Source organism: Nocardia sp. XZ_19_231, from assembly GCF_015355705.1.
In the GTDB taxonomy this organism is placed as follows: Bacteria; Actinomycetota; Actinomycetes; order Mycobacteriales; family Mycobacteriaceae; genus Nocardia; species Nocardia salmonicida.
In genome coordinates, this window is sequence record NZ_JACUZI010000017.1 from 44,493 (window position 1) to 57,561 (window position 13,069).

Annotated in this window: 16 protein-coding genes, 1 tRNA gene and 1 pseudogene; 10 read left to right on the plus strand and 8 right to left on the minus strand. The window is 65.9% G+C overall.

What is annotated here, in order from left to right; translation table 11 throughout:
• Positions 1-69: 69 nt before the first annotated feature.
• Positions 70-663, minus strand: coding sequence for a TetR family transcriptional regulator (locus IBJ82_RS34140; protein ID WP_194830118.1), 594 nt, complete (start codon positions 661-663; stop codon positions 70-72).
• 117 nt (positions 664-780) lie between these two features.
• On the opposite strand from IBJ82_RS34140, the gene IBJ82_RS34145 reads away from it, so the two are divergent.
• The 5 genes from IBJ82_RS34145 to IBJ82_RS34165 are packed head-to-tail and all read left to right on the plus strand — an operon-like array spanning position 781 to position 4,831.
• On the plus strand, positions 781-2,250 hold the full coding sequence (locus IBJ82_RS34145) for an aldehyde dehydrogenase (protein WP_194830119.1): 1,470 nt from the start codon (positions 781-783) through the stop codon (positions 2,248-2,250).
• A 36-nt stretch (positions 2,251-2,286) separates the two neighbouring features.
• Positions 2,287-3,036, plus strand: a complete 750-nt coding sequence (locus IBJ82_RS34150; RefSeq protein ID WP_062988517.1) for an SDR family oxidoreductase — start codon at positions 2,287-2,289, stop codon at positions 3,034-3,036.
• On the plus strand, positions 3,033-3,920 hold the full coding sequence (locus tag IBJ82_RS34155; RefSeq protein WP_194830120.1) for an NAD(P)-dependent oxidoreductase: 888 nt from the start codon (positions 3,033-3,035) through the stop codon (positions 3,918-3,920). The genes IBJ82_RS34150 and IBJ82_RS34155 overlap by 4 nt, the downstream gene beginning before the upstream one ends.
• A complete protein-coding gene (locus tag IBJ82_RS34160; RefSeq protein ID WP_194830121.1) occupies positions 3,917-4,297 on the plus strand; it encodes a carboxymuconolactone decarboxylase family protein in 381 nt (126 codons plus the stop codon). Before IBJ82_RS34155 ends, IBJ82_RS34160 begins: the two co-directional genes overlap by 4 nt.
• Positions 4,298-4,348: 51 nt before the next feature.
• The gene (locus tag IBJ82_RS34165) at positions 4,349-4,831 is read left to right on the plus strand and encodes a nitroreductase family deazaflavin-dependent oxidoreductase (RefSeq protein WP_370585612.1); all 483 of its coding nucleotides are present in this window, start codon (positions 4,349-4,351) and stop codon (positions 4,829-4,831) included.
• A 4-nt stretch (positions 4,832-4,835) separates the two neighbouring features.
• Here the strand turns inward: IBJ82_RS34165 and IBJ82_RS34170 are convergent, their stop codons facing one another.
• Entirely contained in the window at positions 4,836-5,672 is an 837-nt protein-coding gene (locus IBJ82_RS34170; RefSeq protein ID WP_194830123.1) for an SDR family oxidoreductase, read from the minus strand.
• 105 nt (positions 5,673-5,777) lie between these two features.
• Between IBJ82_RS34170 and IBJ82_RS34175 the strand changes: the two genes are divergently transcribed.
• Positions 5,778-6,362: a TetR/AcrR family transcriptional regulator gene (locus IBJ82_RS34175; RefSeq protein ID WP_228538092.1), complete on the plus strand. Its 585-nt coding sequence runs from the start codon at positions 5,778-5,780 to the stop codon at positions 6,360-6,362.
• 3 nt (positions 6,363-6,365) lie between these two features.
• Here the strand turns inward: IBJ82_RS34175 and IBJ82_RS34180 are convergent, their stop codons facing one another.
• Together IBJ82_RS34180 and IBJ82_RS34185 are read right to left on the minus strand one after the other, a co-directional pair.
• Complete coding sequence (locus tag IBJ82_RS34180) at positions 6,366-7,163, minus strand: MBL fold metallo-hydrolase (protein ID WP_194830124.1); 798 nt, start codon at positions 7,161-7,163, stop codon at positions 6,366-6,368.
• Between the two features lie 9 nt (positions 7,164-7,172).
• On the minus strand, positions 7,173-7,643 hold the full coding sequence (locus tag IBJ82_RS34185; protein ID WP_228538093.1) for a nitroreductase/quinone reductase family protein: 471 nt from the start codon (positions 7,641-7,643) through the stop codon (positions 7,173-7,175).
• Positions 7,644-7,730: 87 nt separating this feature from the next.
• Between IBJ82_RS34185 and IBJ82_RS34190 the strand changes: the two genes are divergently transcribed.
• The gene (locus tag IBJ82_RS34190) at positions 7,731-8,864 is read left to right on the plus strand and encodes a LuxR C-terminal-related transcriptional regulator (RefSeq protein ID WP_370585609.1); all 1,134 of its coding nucleotides are present in this window, start codon (positions 7,731-7,733) and stop codon (positions 8,862-8,864) included.
• Between the two features lies 1 nt (position 8,865).
• On the opposite strand, the gene IBJ82_RS34195 is transcribed toward IBJ82_RS34190, so the two are convergent.
• On the minus strand, positions 8,866-9,441 hold the full coding sequence (locus IBJ82_RS34195) for a TetR/AcrR family transcriptional regulator (RefSeq protein ID WP_370585610.1): 576 nt from the start codon (positions 9,439-9,441) through the stop codon (positions 8,866-8,868).
• 226 nt (positions 9,442-9,667) lie between these two features.
• Here IBJ82_RS34195 and IBJ82_RS35170 point away from each other — a divergent pair, with 226 nt between their 5' ends.
• Entirely contained in the window at positions 9,668-10,075 is a 408-nt protein-coding gene (locus IBJ82_RS35170; protein ID WP_370585611.1) for a helix-turn-helix domain-containing protein, read from the plus strand.
• A 44-nt stretch (positions 10,076-10,119) separates the two neighbouring features.
• On the opposite strand, the pseudogene IBJ82_RS35555 reads toward IBJ82_RS35170, so the two are convergent.
• Together IBJ82_RS35555 and IBJ82_RS34205 are read right to left on the minus strand one after the other, a co-directional pair.
• A pseudogene (locus IBJ82_RS35555) lies at positions 10,120-10,212 on the minus strand (3-hydroxyacyl-ACP dehydratase); the annotation flags it as partial.
• A gap of 13 nt (positions 10,213-10,225) precedes the next feature.
• The gene (locus IBJ82_RS34205; protein WP_228538096.1) at positions 10,226-10,708 is read right to left on the minus strand and encodes a DinB family protein; all 483 of its coding nucleotides are present in this window, start codon (positions 10,706-10,708) and stop codon (positions 10,226-10,228) included.
• 450 nt (positions 10,709-11,158) lie between these two features.
• Between IBJ82_RS34205 and IBJ82_RS34210 the strand changes: the two genes are divergently transcribed.
• Both IBJ82_RS34210 and IBJ82_RS34215 read left to right on the plus strand, forming a co-directional pair.
• Positions 11,159-11,232, plus strand: a tRNA-Pro gene (locus IBJ82_RS34210).
• A gap of 773 nt (positions 11,233-12,005) precedes the next feature.
• Positions 12,006-12,287 carry a hypothetical protein gene (locus IBJ82_RS34215; protein WP_194830125.1) on the plus strand — a complete coding sequence of 94 codons (282 nt, stop codon included), beginning with the start codon at positions 12,006-12,008 and terminating at the stop codon, positions 12,285-12,287.
• 341 nt (positions 12,288-12,628) lie between these two features.
• Here the strand turns inward: IBJ82_RS34215 and IBJ82_RS34220 are convergent, their stop codons facing one another.
• Positions 12,629-12,874, minus strand: a complete 246-nt coding sequence (locus tag IBJ82_RS34220; protein ID WP_194830126.1) for a hypothetical protein — start codon at positions 12,872-12,874, stop codon at positions 12,629-12,631.
• Positions 12,875-13,069 lie beyond the last annotated feature (195 nt).

A 13,069-nucleotide genomic window follows, 5' to 3' on the forward strand; every position in this document is an offset into this window, starting at 1 on the left:
GGACATGTGTCTGGACAGTACTACGGTAGCGGGCGTGCGACAAGGCTCGATCGGCCCGAATCCAGCGTGTCAGTCGTCGGTGGCGGGCTCGACCATCAACCGGCGCGCGCACATTTCGAGCAGATCGGCGACCTGCTCGTAGGACAGCAGGCCCATGCCGCCCTGGAGGAGTGCGCCCGAGTACAGCAGTTCGAGTGCGGCCAGGCGTTCCGGATCTTTAGTGCTGAGCGCCTGGTCGAGTCGGTGGCGGATCTCCATGCCGATGCGAACTCGTAGGTGATGTACGTCGGGGTCGTCGCCGAGTAGCGCGCTGCTGACCGCCCCGGCCAGTGCGGGTTCGTCGGCCACCAGCATCGAGACCTGTCGAAGGACGGCGACCACGCGCGTGGTCGCATCGGCATCGCCTGCCTCGAGTGGGGGCATGGCGACCAGTCGTCGCCAGAACACCTCCGAGATCAGATGTTCCTTGGAGGAGAAGTACGTGTACGCGGTGGCGGTGCCGACGCCTGCCGCCGCGGCGACGAGCCGGATCGTCGTCCCCGAGTAGCCCTCGCGCGACAGCACATCGACAGCGGCGACAGTCAGGCGGTCCACGGTATCGGCCTGCTTCTCGGTCAGGCGTCGGCGAGTTGCTTCGATGCCGGTAGGCGCGATTTCGGACATGTGTCCGGATACTACTACAGCCGGGTGTACAGGCCAATGGACTGTATGGTCTTGCGTCTTGTCGATAAACCGAACTATATTCCGTACACCTGTCCAGACACGTATCGGAGCCTCGCTATGAACGGCCTCGTCCCCCCAGACGGCACACCACTGTTGATCGGCGGCAAGTTGATTCCGGGTGGCTCCGGTGTCTTCGCGACAATCAATCCCGCCACCGAGGAGGTGCTCGGCTACGCCGCCGACGCCTCGGGCGCCGACATGGAGGCGGCCATCGCCGCGGCGCGCACCGCTTTCGACGAGACGCAGTGGTCGCGCGATCCGGCGTTCCGCGCGCACTGCCTACGTCAACTACGTGACGTGCTCGGCGAGAACCTCGAGGAACTGCGGGCGATCACGATCGCCGAGGTCGGCGCACCGGTCATGCTGACCAGCGGGCCGCAGCTGGAGGGACCGATCGCTGACCTGTCCTTCGCTGCCGACCTGGCCGAGAACTACGTCTGGGAAACCGATCTCGGCACCAGGGACCAGATGGGCATCTCCAGCCGTCGGGTCGTCCGCCGCGAGGCCGTCGGTGTGGTCGGCGCCATCACGCCGTGGAACTTCCCGCACCAGATCAACCTGGCCAAGATCGGGCCCGCACTGGCCGCGGGCAACACCCTGGTGCTCAAGCCCGCCCCGGACACTCCGTGGTGCGCGGCCGTGCTCGGCCCGCTCATCGCCGAGCACACCGATATCCCGGCGGGCGTGATCAATATCGTCACCTCGTCCGATCACGGCATCGGCGCCCAGCTGGTCCTCGATCCGCGGGTCGACATGATCACCTTCACGGGCTCGACCCAGACGGGTCGCTCGGTGATGGTCGGCGCGTCGGCGACACTCAAGCGCACCTTCCTCGAGCTGGGCGGCAAATCCGCCGCCGTCGTGCTCGACGACGCCGATATCGCGACAGCGGCCAGCTACACCGCGTTCACGGTCGCCGTGCACGCCGGTCAGGGCTGCGCACTCACCACCCGGCTGCTGGTGCCACGCGAGTCCTACGACGCCGCGGTCAGCGCGGCCGCGGGTGCGCTGCGCGGGCTGAAGGCCGGTGACCCGAACAAGCCCGGAACCGTCTGCGGGCCACTGATTTCCGAGCGGCAGCGGGCGCGGGTGGAGCGCTACCTCGAGAGCGCGCGCGCCGAAGGCGGACACATCGAAGTCGGTGGTGGCAGGCCCGCGGACAAAGAGCGCGGGTACTACATCGAACCGACGCTCATCAGTGGGCTCGACAACTCCGCGACCGTCGCGCAGGAGGAGATCTTCGGGCCGGTGCTCGTCGTGATCGCCCACGACGGCGACGAGGACGCGATCCGGCTCGCCAACGAATCGCCCTACGGCCTGTCGGGCTCGGTCTGGGGCACCGATCCGGACCGGGTCGAGCGCGTGGTCTCGGGGGTGCGGACCGGGACCCTGAGCGTCAACGGCGGGCTCTGGTACCACGCCGACGCGCCGTTCGGCGGCTACAAGCAGTCCGGCATCGGCCGTGAGATGGGCGTCGCCGGTTTCGAGGAATACCTCGAGACCAAGCTGATCGCCACCCCCGCCTGACCTCACCGAATCATCCACACTCAGGAGCTGAAAACCATGGCACGTTTCACTGGTCGTACCGCGATCGTCACCGGCGCCGCGCAGGGCATCGGCGCGGTCTACGCCACTGCGCTCGCCGCCGAAGGCGCCAATGTCGTTGTCGCCGATCTCAATGTCGAGCGCGGCGAGGAGGTGGCCAAGCAGATCGTCGCCGACGGCGGGTCGGCGGCCTTCCGTCGCGTCGACGTCGCCGATCCCGAATCCGCCGCCGCACTGGCGGAATTCACCGTCGCCGAGTTCGGCGCCATCAACCATCTGGTCAACAACGCGGCCATCTACGGGGAGATGAAGCTCGATCTGCTGCTCACCGTGCCGTGGGACTACTACAAGAAATTCATGGGCGTGAACTTCGACGGCGCGCTCAATGTGACGCGCGCGGTCTGGCAGCCGATGGTCGCGGCGGGCGGCGGCTCGATCGTCAACCAGTCCTCCACTGCCGCCTGGCTGTACTCGGGCTTCTACGGGCTGGCCAAGGTCGGCATCAACGGGCTCACCCAGCAGCTCGCCACCGAGCTCGGTGGTTCGCAGATCAGGGTGAACGCCATCGCGCCCGGTCCGATCGACACCGAAGCCACCCTGACTGTCACGCCGGGAAACATGGTCAAGGACATGGTGAAGCGCATCCCGATCAAGCGAATGGGCACCCCGCAGGACCTGGTGGGCGCCTGCCTGTACCTGCTCTCCGACGACGCGGGCTGGGTCACCGGCCAGATCCTCAATGTCGACGGCGGACAGATCATCCGATGACCACCGAATCCACCAGTGCCCCGGTCGGTTTCATCGGCCTCGGCAATATGGGCGCACCGATCGCGCGACGGCTGCTGGAATGGCCGGGCGGGCTGACGGTCTGTGATGTGCGCGCCGAGGTCACCGAAGCGTTCGTGGCGGCGGGCGCGCGTGCGGTCGCCGATCCGGCGCAGGTCGCGACGCACGCGCGGATCATCTGCGTGACCGTCATCGACGACGCGCAGGTGACCGAGGTCCTGACCGGCCCGGCGGGCATCCTCTCCACCGCGGCGCCGGGCACGGTCGTCGCGGTGCACTCCACCATCAGCGACCGGACCGCGCAGGAGTTGGCCGCCCGCTGCGCGGAGCACGAGGTCGAATTCGTCGACGCGCCCGTCAGCGGCGGCGCGCCCGGCGCCACCCAGGGCAGGCTGGCGGTGATGGTCGGCGGCAGCGACGCCGCGGTGGACCAGATCAGGGCGCCGTTCGGTTGCTTCGCCGACCTGATCGTGCACGCCGGTCCGGTCGGAGCGGGCACGCGAATGAAGTTGGCGCGCAACCTGCTCCACTTCATCTCGTTCACCGCCACCACCGAGGCGCAGCGGCTCGCCGAGGCCGCCGGGATCAGTCTCACCGCGCTCGGCAAGGTGGTCCGGCACTCCGACGCGGTGACCGGCGGGCCGGGCGCGATCATGCTGCGCGACACCACCGCGCCGATCGAGCCGGACGACTTCTGGTTTCCCATCCTCGGCCACGTGCGCGATCTCGGCGAGAAGGACCTGTCGCTGGCGCTCGAACTCGGTGACCGGCTCGACGTCGACCTGCCTTTGGCACAACTAGCCATCGCGCGCCTGGCCGAGGGGCTCGGCGTCGCCCACCCCGTGCTCGACAAGGAGACATCATGACCACCGACGGAGAGACTCCCGCCGACATCCGGCAGCGTGGCCTGGCCAAGATGAGCGAGGTCTACGGCTGGGAATTCGCCGACGGTCCCGGCGACCATTTCGCCGTCACCGCCGACCATCTGTTCGCCGACATCTGGTCGCGGCCCGCGCTGACCGTGCGTGAACGGCGCCTGCTGCTGCTCGGTGCGCTCACCGCGCAGGGCAGTTTCGACATCGCCGAGATCCAGATCGGCGCCGCGTTGCGCAACGGTGAGTTGTCCGAGGAACAGCTGCGCGAGATCGCGCTGTTCCTGTGCCACTACGTCGGCTGGCCGGCGGGGACGACGCTCGACGGCACCGTCGGCAAGGTGATCGCGCAGGAGCGGCGCAAGAAATGACACACGCCGAACCCGGCCGTCCGCGACCGCTGTAGCGTGCGGTCGATGGGTATGCCGAAGAATCAGCCGAAAGGGCTGAACGCGCCGATGACGACGCGGATCATCCGATACGGATCGCGCGCGCAAGCGTGGATCTATCGCCGCACCAACGGGCGCGTCGGCGGAACCTGGCGAATCGGGGCCGGGTTCCGCAAGCCGGTGCCGACCCTGCTGCTCGAACATCGAGGTCGCAAGTCCGGCAAGGTCTTCACCGCGCCACTGCTCTACCTCGTCGACGGCCAGGATCTGGTCATCGTCGGTTCACAGGGCGGCCTGGCCAATCACCCGCAGTGGTATCTGAATCTGCTCGCGGATCCGAACGCGCACGTTCGGATCCGCGCCGAGCACTACCCGGTCCTTGCCCGCGTCGCCGATGCCGAACAGCGGCAACGACTGTGGCCGCGGTTGACCGAGCTCTACGCCGATTTCGATGCCTACCAGTCGTGGACGGAGCGGGAGATCCCCGTGGTGATCCTCTCCCGCACCGGCGCCTGAGCGGTCAGTCGGTCGCGAGCCGGTCGTCGTAGACGCGACGGGCATCGCGGTCGACATCGATGAAGGTGCGGTGCACGCCCAGCCGGCGTGCCATGAATTCGCCGAGCGGGCGTGGGGTCAGCTTGTTGAAGGCGGCGAGCACGCCCGCGAGGCGGGTGACCGAGACGCGTCGTCGTGGCCGGGCGATCAATGCGGCGACCGCGGCGGCGACGTCGGCGGGGTCGGCGAGCAATGCGCGCGGTGCGCGGGTTCCGGTGATCATCTCGGTCCTGGTGAACGTCGGCAGGACCGCCGAGAACCGCACGCCGGTGCCGCGGTGCTCGAGGCGCATGGTTTCGGTGAAGCTGAGCACGGCCTGCTTGCTCGCACAGTAGGTGGCCATTCCCGGCGTCGGATTCTCACCCGCCATCGAGGCCATGTTCACGATGTGGCCGCGGCCGCGAGCCAGCATCGACGGCAGCACGAGTTTGGTGCCGAGGGCGACGCCGTAGACATTGATGTCGAGAATCCGGCGGGTGATCTCGTCGGATTCCTCGGTGAACCGGCCGACCGGCATGATGCCCGCATTGTTGATCAGCACATCGACAGGGCCGCAGGTCTTTTCGACCTCGGCGAGGAAGGTCGCGAACGAGGCGGGGTCGGTGACGTCGAGGTGCAGTGCCACCGTCGCGGCGATCTCTGTTCCGGTGCGGGCGACCGTGGTCGCGTCGATGTCGCCGATGGCGACGACCGATCCGGCGTCGACGAGCGTGCTCGCGACCGCCCGTCCGATGCCGCGGGCGCCGCCGGTGACAACGACTACCTTACCGACGACGGACCTGGTGTTTCGTTCATCAGACATGTGTCCAGATACTATTCTGGACCGTATTCCGAATCAACCCCGGACAACCCGCCCGCGCGGTGCGGTTCACCGAGGCATCGGAACTGCCGAGTAACATCCGGACGCATGTCTGAAAGCGATTCCATCAGCCTCGAAGCAACCAGGCGTCGATTGACCGGTAAGCAGGCCGATACCGTCGATCGATTGACCAGGGCCGCGCTGGTGGTGCTGACACGTGATGGCTTCTCCGGCATGACGATTCGGCTGGTCGCCGCAGAGGCGGGCGTCGCCACCGCGACCGCGTACACCTACTTCTCCTCCAAGGAGCACCTGGTCGCCGAGATCTTCTGGCGTCGTCTACTGGCCTCGGGCTCGCCCGCGAACGAGGATCCCGACCCGACGGTGCGGGTGCTGGCCGAGCTACGCAACATCGCGCTACTGGTGGCCGAGGAGCAGGAGTTGTCCGGCGCGGTCACCGGCGCACTCCTGGGCTCGGACCCGGACGTCGAACACCTGCGCACCCGCATCGGCATCGAGATCCGCGGCAGGCTCGCGCGCGCACTCGGCCCCGACGCCGACACCGAGGTCATCGAATGGCTCGAGATGATCTACGCCGGCGCGCTGGTGCGGGCGGGTATGGGCTACGAGTCGTACTCCGAAATCGCCGACCGCATCGAGCGGGCCGCGTTGAGAATCCTGCGCCCCGCCTGACGTTCACGGTTCGAAGCTCGCCAGCATCTGCTCGAGAGCAGCCTGATCAGGACCGACGAACGGCTCTGCCTGCGGCGCCTCGGCAAGCATGTCCCAGTACTGCGACGTGCGTCCCGATGCGGGCGGCAGGTGTGTGCTGAGTATCCGTCGTGGGTCGAACGCGCGCACCGCCGACACCGTGGCAAGGTATTTTCTCTCGTCCACGGCGTGCACCCATGGACTGTCCACCGCCGCCCAGAGGTGCTGCGCCGCGCGAATCGCGTCCGACGGCGCGTAACCCACGTCGTCGGCGGTCGCGAGTTCGGCGCTCGGCATCGGAGCCCCGAAACAGTCCGAGGTGAAGCATGATTCGCTGTGTTCGTCGTAGAACCCGACGGTGCTCGGGTTATCGAACAGCGGTGGGCGGAACGCGGTGAGACGCCGGTCGCCGACGTCGAGGGACTGCCCCGGATTCAGCAGATACACCCGATCCATCGGGACCGGTCGAGCGCACGACATGATGCCCAGGCCGAGGAATGTCGTGATCAGCCGGGCGTTCGGGGCGGCGTCGAGCAGGTCGAACAGCGATCCGGTGTGGTCGCGATCAGGATGGGTGAGCCATATCCATTCCACGTCGGCGGGATCGATGACAGAACTCAGCGCCGACATGAATCCACGGTCGGGAAGGCTGAGTCCGGTGTCGACGACAACGGGTTCCGTCGCGTGCAGAACGTAGGCATTCACCGGTAGATGGCCGATACCCGGAACCTCCAATTCGTCGGCGAGAACAGTGATGTCGGGCTGGATTCGATTGATACGCATGGTGTTTCCTCAGTCCTCGAAATCGACTCGAATGATCGAGCGTGCGATGACACCGAGATCGTCGGCGGTCGGGTCGTAACCACGGGTGACCTTCAGTCCGAGCTCGAACGGGCGGGCACCGTCGTCCATCGCCGCTCGCATCGCGGCACCGACCTGCGAAGGTGCGGCGTCGACGAGCACGGCACGACCGTGACGGATTTGCCCGCGATGGGTGACGGTGACGGGTGCGCCGCCGGCCAGATTGTGGCGCCACGGCCGCTCGGTGAAGATGAGCGTCTCGTCACCGACGCGATGCAGACAGACCGGGATCCGCAGACTGCGGCCGGTGCGACGGCCGGTGATTTCGACCATTCCCTGCCGTCGGATGCGATTGCCGAGCCATCGGGTCGCCAAGACGCGCCGAACCACAGGATTGATCAGTCGCATCAATTCCGGCGGCGGCGGACTGAGTCGCACATTCGTGGTTTCGGTATTCGTCATATATCGAGGTTAGGAGCATTCCGGTCCGAGCGATATTCCACAAACGTGGTATTTCCCCTGGTCCGGCAACGGCCTACCGTTGATCTGGTGAGCACGGATTCGATGCGACGCGCCGCCGACCAGATCGGGCGAGTGTGCCGCGAGCCGCACGATCTGGTGTCGCTGTGGCAGCAGGCGACGGAGGTGTTGGCCTCCGCCGTCCCGCACTACTGGACGCCGTGCTGGTACACCCTCGATCCCGCGTCATTGCTGATGACAAGTCACTTCCATAGCGGCCTCGCCGAATTTCCGCCGCAGTGGCTGGCCGTGGAGTACGGCGAGGAGCGCAACGGCATCGTCGACGTCGTCAGGTCGGCGACCGGATTGTCGACCCTGCACGACACCCTCGGCGGTGACCCATCGAAAAGTGAACGCTGGCAACGCAATATGACGATGGGTGGGGACCAGGAGATGATCGCGCGCCTGCGCACCCGCTCCGGTGAGGTGTGGGGAGCGCTCGCGCTCTATCGCGAACCCGGTGCCGCGATGTTCGACCCCGCCGAGAAAGAATTCGTGGCGACCGTCGCGCCGACACTGGCCGACGGCGTACGCCGGTCCCTGCTGATCGGGCAGGCGGACGAACCCGAATACGTGGATTCGCCCGGTCTGCTGGTGCTCGATTCGACCTACGAGATCGAATCGGCCAGTGCGGGCGTACAGCGCTGGATAGCCGATCTGCCCGACGGTGACTGGGATCGTCAGAAGCTGCCGAGTGCGGTGGTCACCCTCGCCGCCCGTGCGTTCCGCAACGCGGCCGAGGATCGCCCAGACGAGGTGCTCGTCTCGCGAGCGCTGTCCAGGTCGGGCACCTGGGTGGTGTTGCACGGCGCCCGCCTGACCTCGACCGGGCAGACCAGGGTCGCGGTGATCATCGAACCCGCCCATCCCAGCCGCATCTACCCGCTGCTGATGTCGGCCTACGGGCTCACCGAGCGCGAGCGCGACGTCACCCGGTTGGTACTACAGGGCGCGTCGACCTCACAGATCGCCCACGACATGACCGTCTCCGCGCACACCGTGCAGCAGCACCTGAAGGCCATCTTCGACAAGACCGGCGTCCGCAGTCGGCGTGACCTGGTCGCCAAGGTGTTCTTCACCCACTACGAACCCCGCTTCCGGGACAACGAGCACCGCGTCACCGCCACCAAACCGGTCCGGGGCGGACCATGGCCGACCTACTGATCTATTTGTCGACGGCGGTGGCGAGCAGTACACGCAACTCGTCGACAACCGCGTCGAGCGGGGCAGTGGAGCGGTCGACGCGGCACAGGATCACCGCCCCTTCGACGCCGGCGATCGCCATCGTGGCCAAGCGCGCCGCACGTGCCGGTGCGACACCTTCCGCGGTGATCGCGACGGTCAGGGTGTCGTGCCAACGGTGCAGGATGTCGGCTACTTCGGGTTGTAAGTGGCGGTCTTCGGGTGATCCGCCGACCGCCACCGACACCACCGGACACCCCGCCTCGAAATCGGATGCCACCAGGGTCGCCGTCCAGAATTCGGCGATCCCGGCCAGCACTGCGAGGGCGCCGCGATCGGCTGCCTCGGTGATGAGGGCGCTGATCGCGTCGCCTGCGAGGGTGAGTGATTCGGTCATGATCTCGGCACGTCCGCCGGGAAAGTGGTGGTACACCGAGCCGCGCGGAGCGCCACTGCGCGCGAGCACCGCGTCGACGGTCACGCCCGCCGCACCGCGCTCGCCCAGGAGTTCGATCGCACCGCACAGCATCTTCTGGCGCGTATCTGTACGAGCTCCCACCGTCAGGCCTCCTTCACCGGCGCTGTGAGCACCTCGATACGGGCGGGGACAATTAGGATGCAGTTTTGCATAGGACAGGGCACTGTCGAGTCAGCGGTCGTCACGCCGAACAGACTGCCTGTCTAGTTTTCTGTGATGAGGTCCGCAAGTTTGCTAGGACTATTGCCGGAATCACAGTCCACGTCTCATGATGGTCTTTTGATCAACATGACGCCGAGGAACCGCTGTGACGCACTTCGCCACCCGCCTCAATGAGCTCTTCGACAACCCCTCGGAGCCGGACGTGCGTCAATGCACGAACCGTCACGTGGCGCGCATGCTGCAGGCGGCCGGCCACCGCATCTCCGCACCGTACTTGTCACAGCTTCGGTCGGGGCATCGCGACAACCCATCCCCGAAAACAGTGGCGGCGTTGGCCGCCTATTTCCAGGTCACCCCCGATTACTTCTTCCTCGCGGCGAACCATCCGGAGACCGACGATCACACGCTCATCCGTGAGCTGGAACTCGGGGAGCCGCGCGCACTGTTGGTGCGTGCCGTCGGATTGTCGTGCGAGGCCATGGACATCCTCGTCACGATGGCCGAGCGCCTTCGCGTCAGTGACGGATTGCTCGCCGTTTGCCTCGACGGCTGAGACGGGATATCGCTCGGAGGCCATCGATCCGCGCACTGGATCACGGCTACCGCTCGTCCGAAGATCCTCTTGCCGTTCTGTTGTGCGGTGATGGTGATCGTCGCGGTCTTGCGGTCGGGATCGACAGCCTTCATGCGATATTCGCGGTTCTCAGAGTGTCGTATGTGGATGGTCGATCTGCTCACGGAGGATGTCGCCGTGACCTGCGTGGCGGGCGAATTCCTCGATCATGGCGAGCAGGGTCCATCGCATGCTGACCGTCCCTTCGCGGGGATTGTCTTTCGTGTCGTCGAGGCCGAAGCGGGCAGCGATCACCCGTGATCGCGCGCTGGCCCGCTCGAATTCTGCGATCACGTCGTCCAGTGATTCGTCGTCGGCAACTACGAAGGTGCCCTCGTCCCGGCTCGAGTACCCGTCGCACTCGGTCTCGTCGAGTCCCGCCCAGAACCGCTGAAACCAGATCCGTTCCGCCGCAGCCGCGTGTTTGATCAAGGAGATCGGCGTCGTCAGCGACGCGACGAGCCGTCGGCGGGCGTCGTCGTCGGACAGGCCGCGTGCGGTCGCGATGAGCGCTTCGCGGTTGCGATCGAGCGTGTTCTCGATGATCGCTCGCTCGGCGCCGGTGGTAATCAGGTTGGTAGACCATGGACTTTCACTCCATTCTGTTGCTTATTGAAGACTCAGCGAAGTCGGGTAACAGGCAGGGAGCCGCTTCGGTCACTGATTACGAGGGCAGGTGCAACGCGCCCAACGGCGGAGGCGAACCGGGGGAGAGGTGCATCTGATGCGCTTGTCGCGGATGTGCGCTCAGGAAGGCGATGCGGGTCGATCTTCACCGCAGCCGAGGCAGGTCGGGCGCCGAAAAACTCGATGCCGCCTGACGCGAGTATGTCACATTGCCGATCCGGCACCGAGCTTCCCGGAACCACGTGGGACCCCGATGATCTCGGCACCCTCGTCGGGATCCACCGCACCTCTGGTGACCGCTCGTCCAGCTCGGGAAAAGGTGCATCTACCAGCCGATTAGTACCTTCGCCAAGGCGTGAGGTAATCTTTTCGAGCACCCGGAGACGGGTGCAAGAACGGGCTGTGGCGCAGCTTGGTAGCGCACTTGACTGGGGGTCAAGTGGTCGCAGGTTCAAATCCTGTCAGCCCGACAGTGAAAACCCTCTCTGACCTGGGTCGGAGGGGGTTTTCTTGTACCCCGAGATTTGACGTGGTTTGCCCAAACTCCACAGAAACTCCACAGTTTTGAATCTGATCACCTGTCCAGTGCCTCTCGATTCCGCTCAACCGGGCTACTGGGAGAGGTCGGTGCGGTCGGTCAGGTGCAGTCCTTTTACGGCAGCCTTCAGCGCCGACCCGTGCGGCGGAGTCCCGCTTCTGTCCCGACCGATGCAGCAACGAACCTAGGATCGATGCGACGGCACCAACCGCCCGACCTGTCGGTGGGCGGCCCGCGCATGTGAGCCGAACTGGACTCACTCGATCTCGGGTATGCGCTGGTGCAGCCGAAGTCGCTGCTCCCTGTGGGGAATCGCGAAGCTCGGCCTTCGTATCACGTGCGGCGGGCAGCAGAGCGATCCGCGAAGTTGGCTGTGGCAGTGGCAACCAAGCGACCGTAGATGCGATATCCAGTGGGCTGGCGCGGCTCCTGTGCCTGTGGTCCTGCGGCGCCTAGGCTGGACCGCGCCCCGCGACGTGGCGGCGGCGCGTGGGTGCACGGGGAAGGACTCGCCTCGACCGGCTCATCGGTCGAGGCGAGTCGTATCACGTCCAGGCTCAACCTGTGTCGACTTCATGCTGCCTCTGGACCGGCCTGGGCGTGCCGGCTGCGAAAGAGGGGAGGGCTCATTGGCAAGATCAGGGCGAACCAGTGACCGAGCAAGGCTCTGTCCGTCCTGCACACCAAGATTTCACGGAGGACGCCATGGTCATACGCCGAGCTTCCTGGCCGCGCACCAACGCCGAGCTGCGTCGACAGTTCGAATGGGCACTCGGTGAAGCCCAGCAGGGTCGCAGCCGGACCCACTTGTCCCTCAGCATTGATGTGCAGGACGCGCTGCTCGAGATCATGGTCGCCACGCCCGTCGTTTCAGCGGAACTGATCGCCGCGGCCCAGTCCGCGTTCGCCGACCAACTCGCCAGCGGCGTAGCGAAGAGTGCCGTGCTCGCCCGTGCGAGCGGGGCGGACCCCGAATCGTGGGGCTGAACATTGCATTTGTCACCGTGTGCACCGGCGAGCGGGGATTTTAAGCCAACTGCTCGCGGCGGCTTTGTTGCTCGGTATTAGCGGCTGGCTGTGGACTCGAACCTCGCAATGTGGGGGTCAGGGGTTCGAGTTTCCCGTGTCATGCAGTATGTGCAGGTCAGGACGTATTCGGACAGTGTCGTAGTCGAACCTGGGTGATCAGACCGGGTTCGAATTTCGAGAGTGGTCTGAGGTGCTCAGCAGCTTCTACGAGTCTGTCGCGAGTGGAAGATTCGACGAGCCACACGAATGGGCAATCGCTGGACGTTTGCACTCGAGCAACGCCCAACATAGGCCCGGTTTCACACGCTGTCGCCCTCGACGCCGGGCTGACCGAGTTGGTCGACGGGTAGGCATGCATGCCTGCGTTGCGCAACGGCGACCGGCTTGTGCCTGACCGCGAAGGACCACCATTCGTCTCTCTGCTCCCATGACGGTCCATCAATGACCTGACGCACCTGCGAGTGCTTCAACGCTGGCAACGCGACCTGCATGGTGCGATCACGCCGCGCCTCGTCAGCTTCGGAGAAGAGGTTTCGCAGGCCCATCCCAGGGATTCCTGGCGTGAGATCGAATACTCGGACAGCTGACGCTCGTGCGAGCATACGCAGGGCAGGGTGTCCCTGGCCATGAGAAAGTCCCCACTGGTGGCCACGTGTAGGTCACCACTGGTGGCCACCTAAAAGTCCCCACCCCCTTCGGCGGGTTGACCGTGTGTCGACCCGGAGCACAGGCCCTGGGCG

Coding starts and splice junctions, on each gene's coding strand:
- IBJ82_RS34140 (WP_194830118.1), bottom strand. CDS start 663: ATGTCCGAAATCGCGCCTACCGGCATCGAAGCAACTCGCCGACGCCTG.
- IBJ82_RS34145 (WP_194830119.1), top strand. CDS start 781: ATGAACGGCCTCGTCCCCCCAGACGGCACACCACTGTTGATCGGCGGC.
- IBJ82_RS34150 (WP_062988517.1), top strand. CDS start 2,287: ATGGCACGTTTCACTGGTCGTACCGCGATCGTCACCGGCGCCGCGCAG.
- IBJ82_RS34155 (WP_194830120.1), top strand. CDS start 3,033: ATGACCACCGAATCCACCAGTGCCCCGGTCGGTTTCATCGGCCTCGGC.
- IBJ82_RS34160 (WP_194830121.1), top strand. CDS start 3,917: ATGACCACCGACGGAGAGACTCCCGCCGACATCCGGCAGCGTGGCCTG.
- IBJ82_RS34165 (WP_370585612.1), top strand. CDS start 4,349: ATGCCGAAGAATCAGCCGAAAGGGCTGAACGCGCCGATGACGACGCGG.
- IBJ82_RS34170 (WP_194830123.1), bottom strand. CDS start 5,672: ATGTCTGATGAACGAAACACCAGGTCCGTCGTCGGTAAGGTAGTCGTT.
- IBJ82_RS34175 (WP_228538092.1), top strand. CDS start 5,778: ATGTCTGAAAGCGATTCCATCAGCCTCGAAGCAACCAGGCGTCGATTG.
- IBJ82_RS34180 (WP_194830124.1), bottom strand. CDS start 7,163: ATGCGTATCAATCGAATCCAGCCCGACATCACTGTTCTCGCCGACGAA.
- IBJ82_RS34185 (WP_228538093.1), bottom strand. CDS start 7,643: ATGACGAATACCGAAACCACGAATGTGCGACTCAGTCCGCCGCCGCCG.
- IBJ82_RS34215 (WP_194830125.1), top strand. CDS start 12,006: ATGGTCATACGCCGAGCTTCCTGGCCGCGCACCAACGCCGAGCTGCGT.
- IBJ82_RS34220 (WP_194830126.1), bottom strand. CDS start 12,874: ATGGGCCTGCGAAACCTCTTCTCCGAAGCTGACGAGGCGCGGCGTGAT.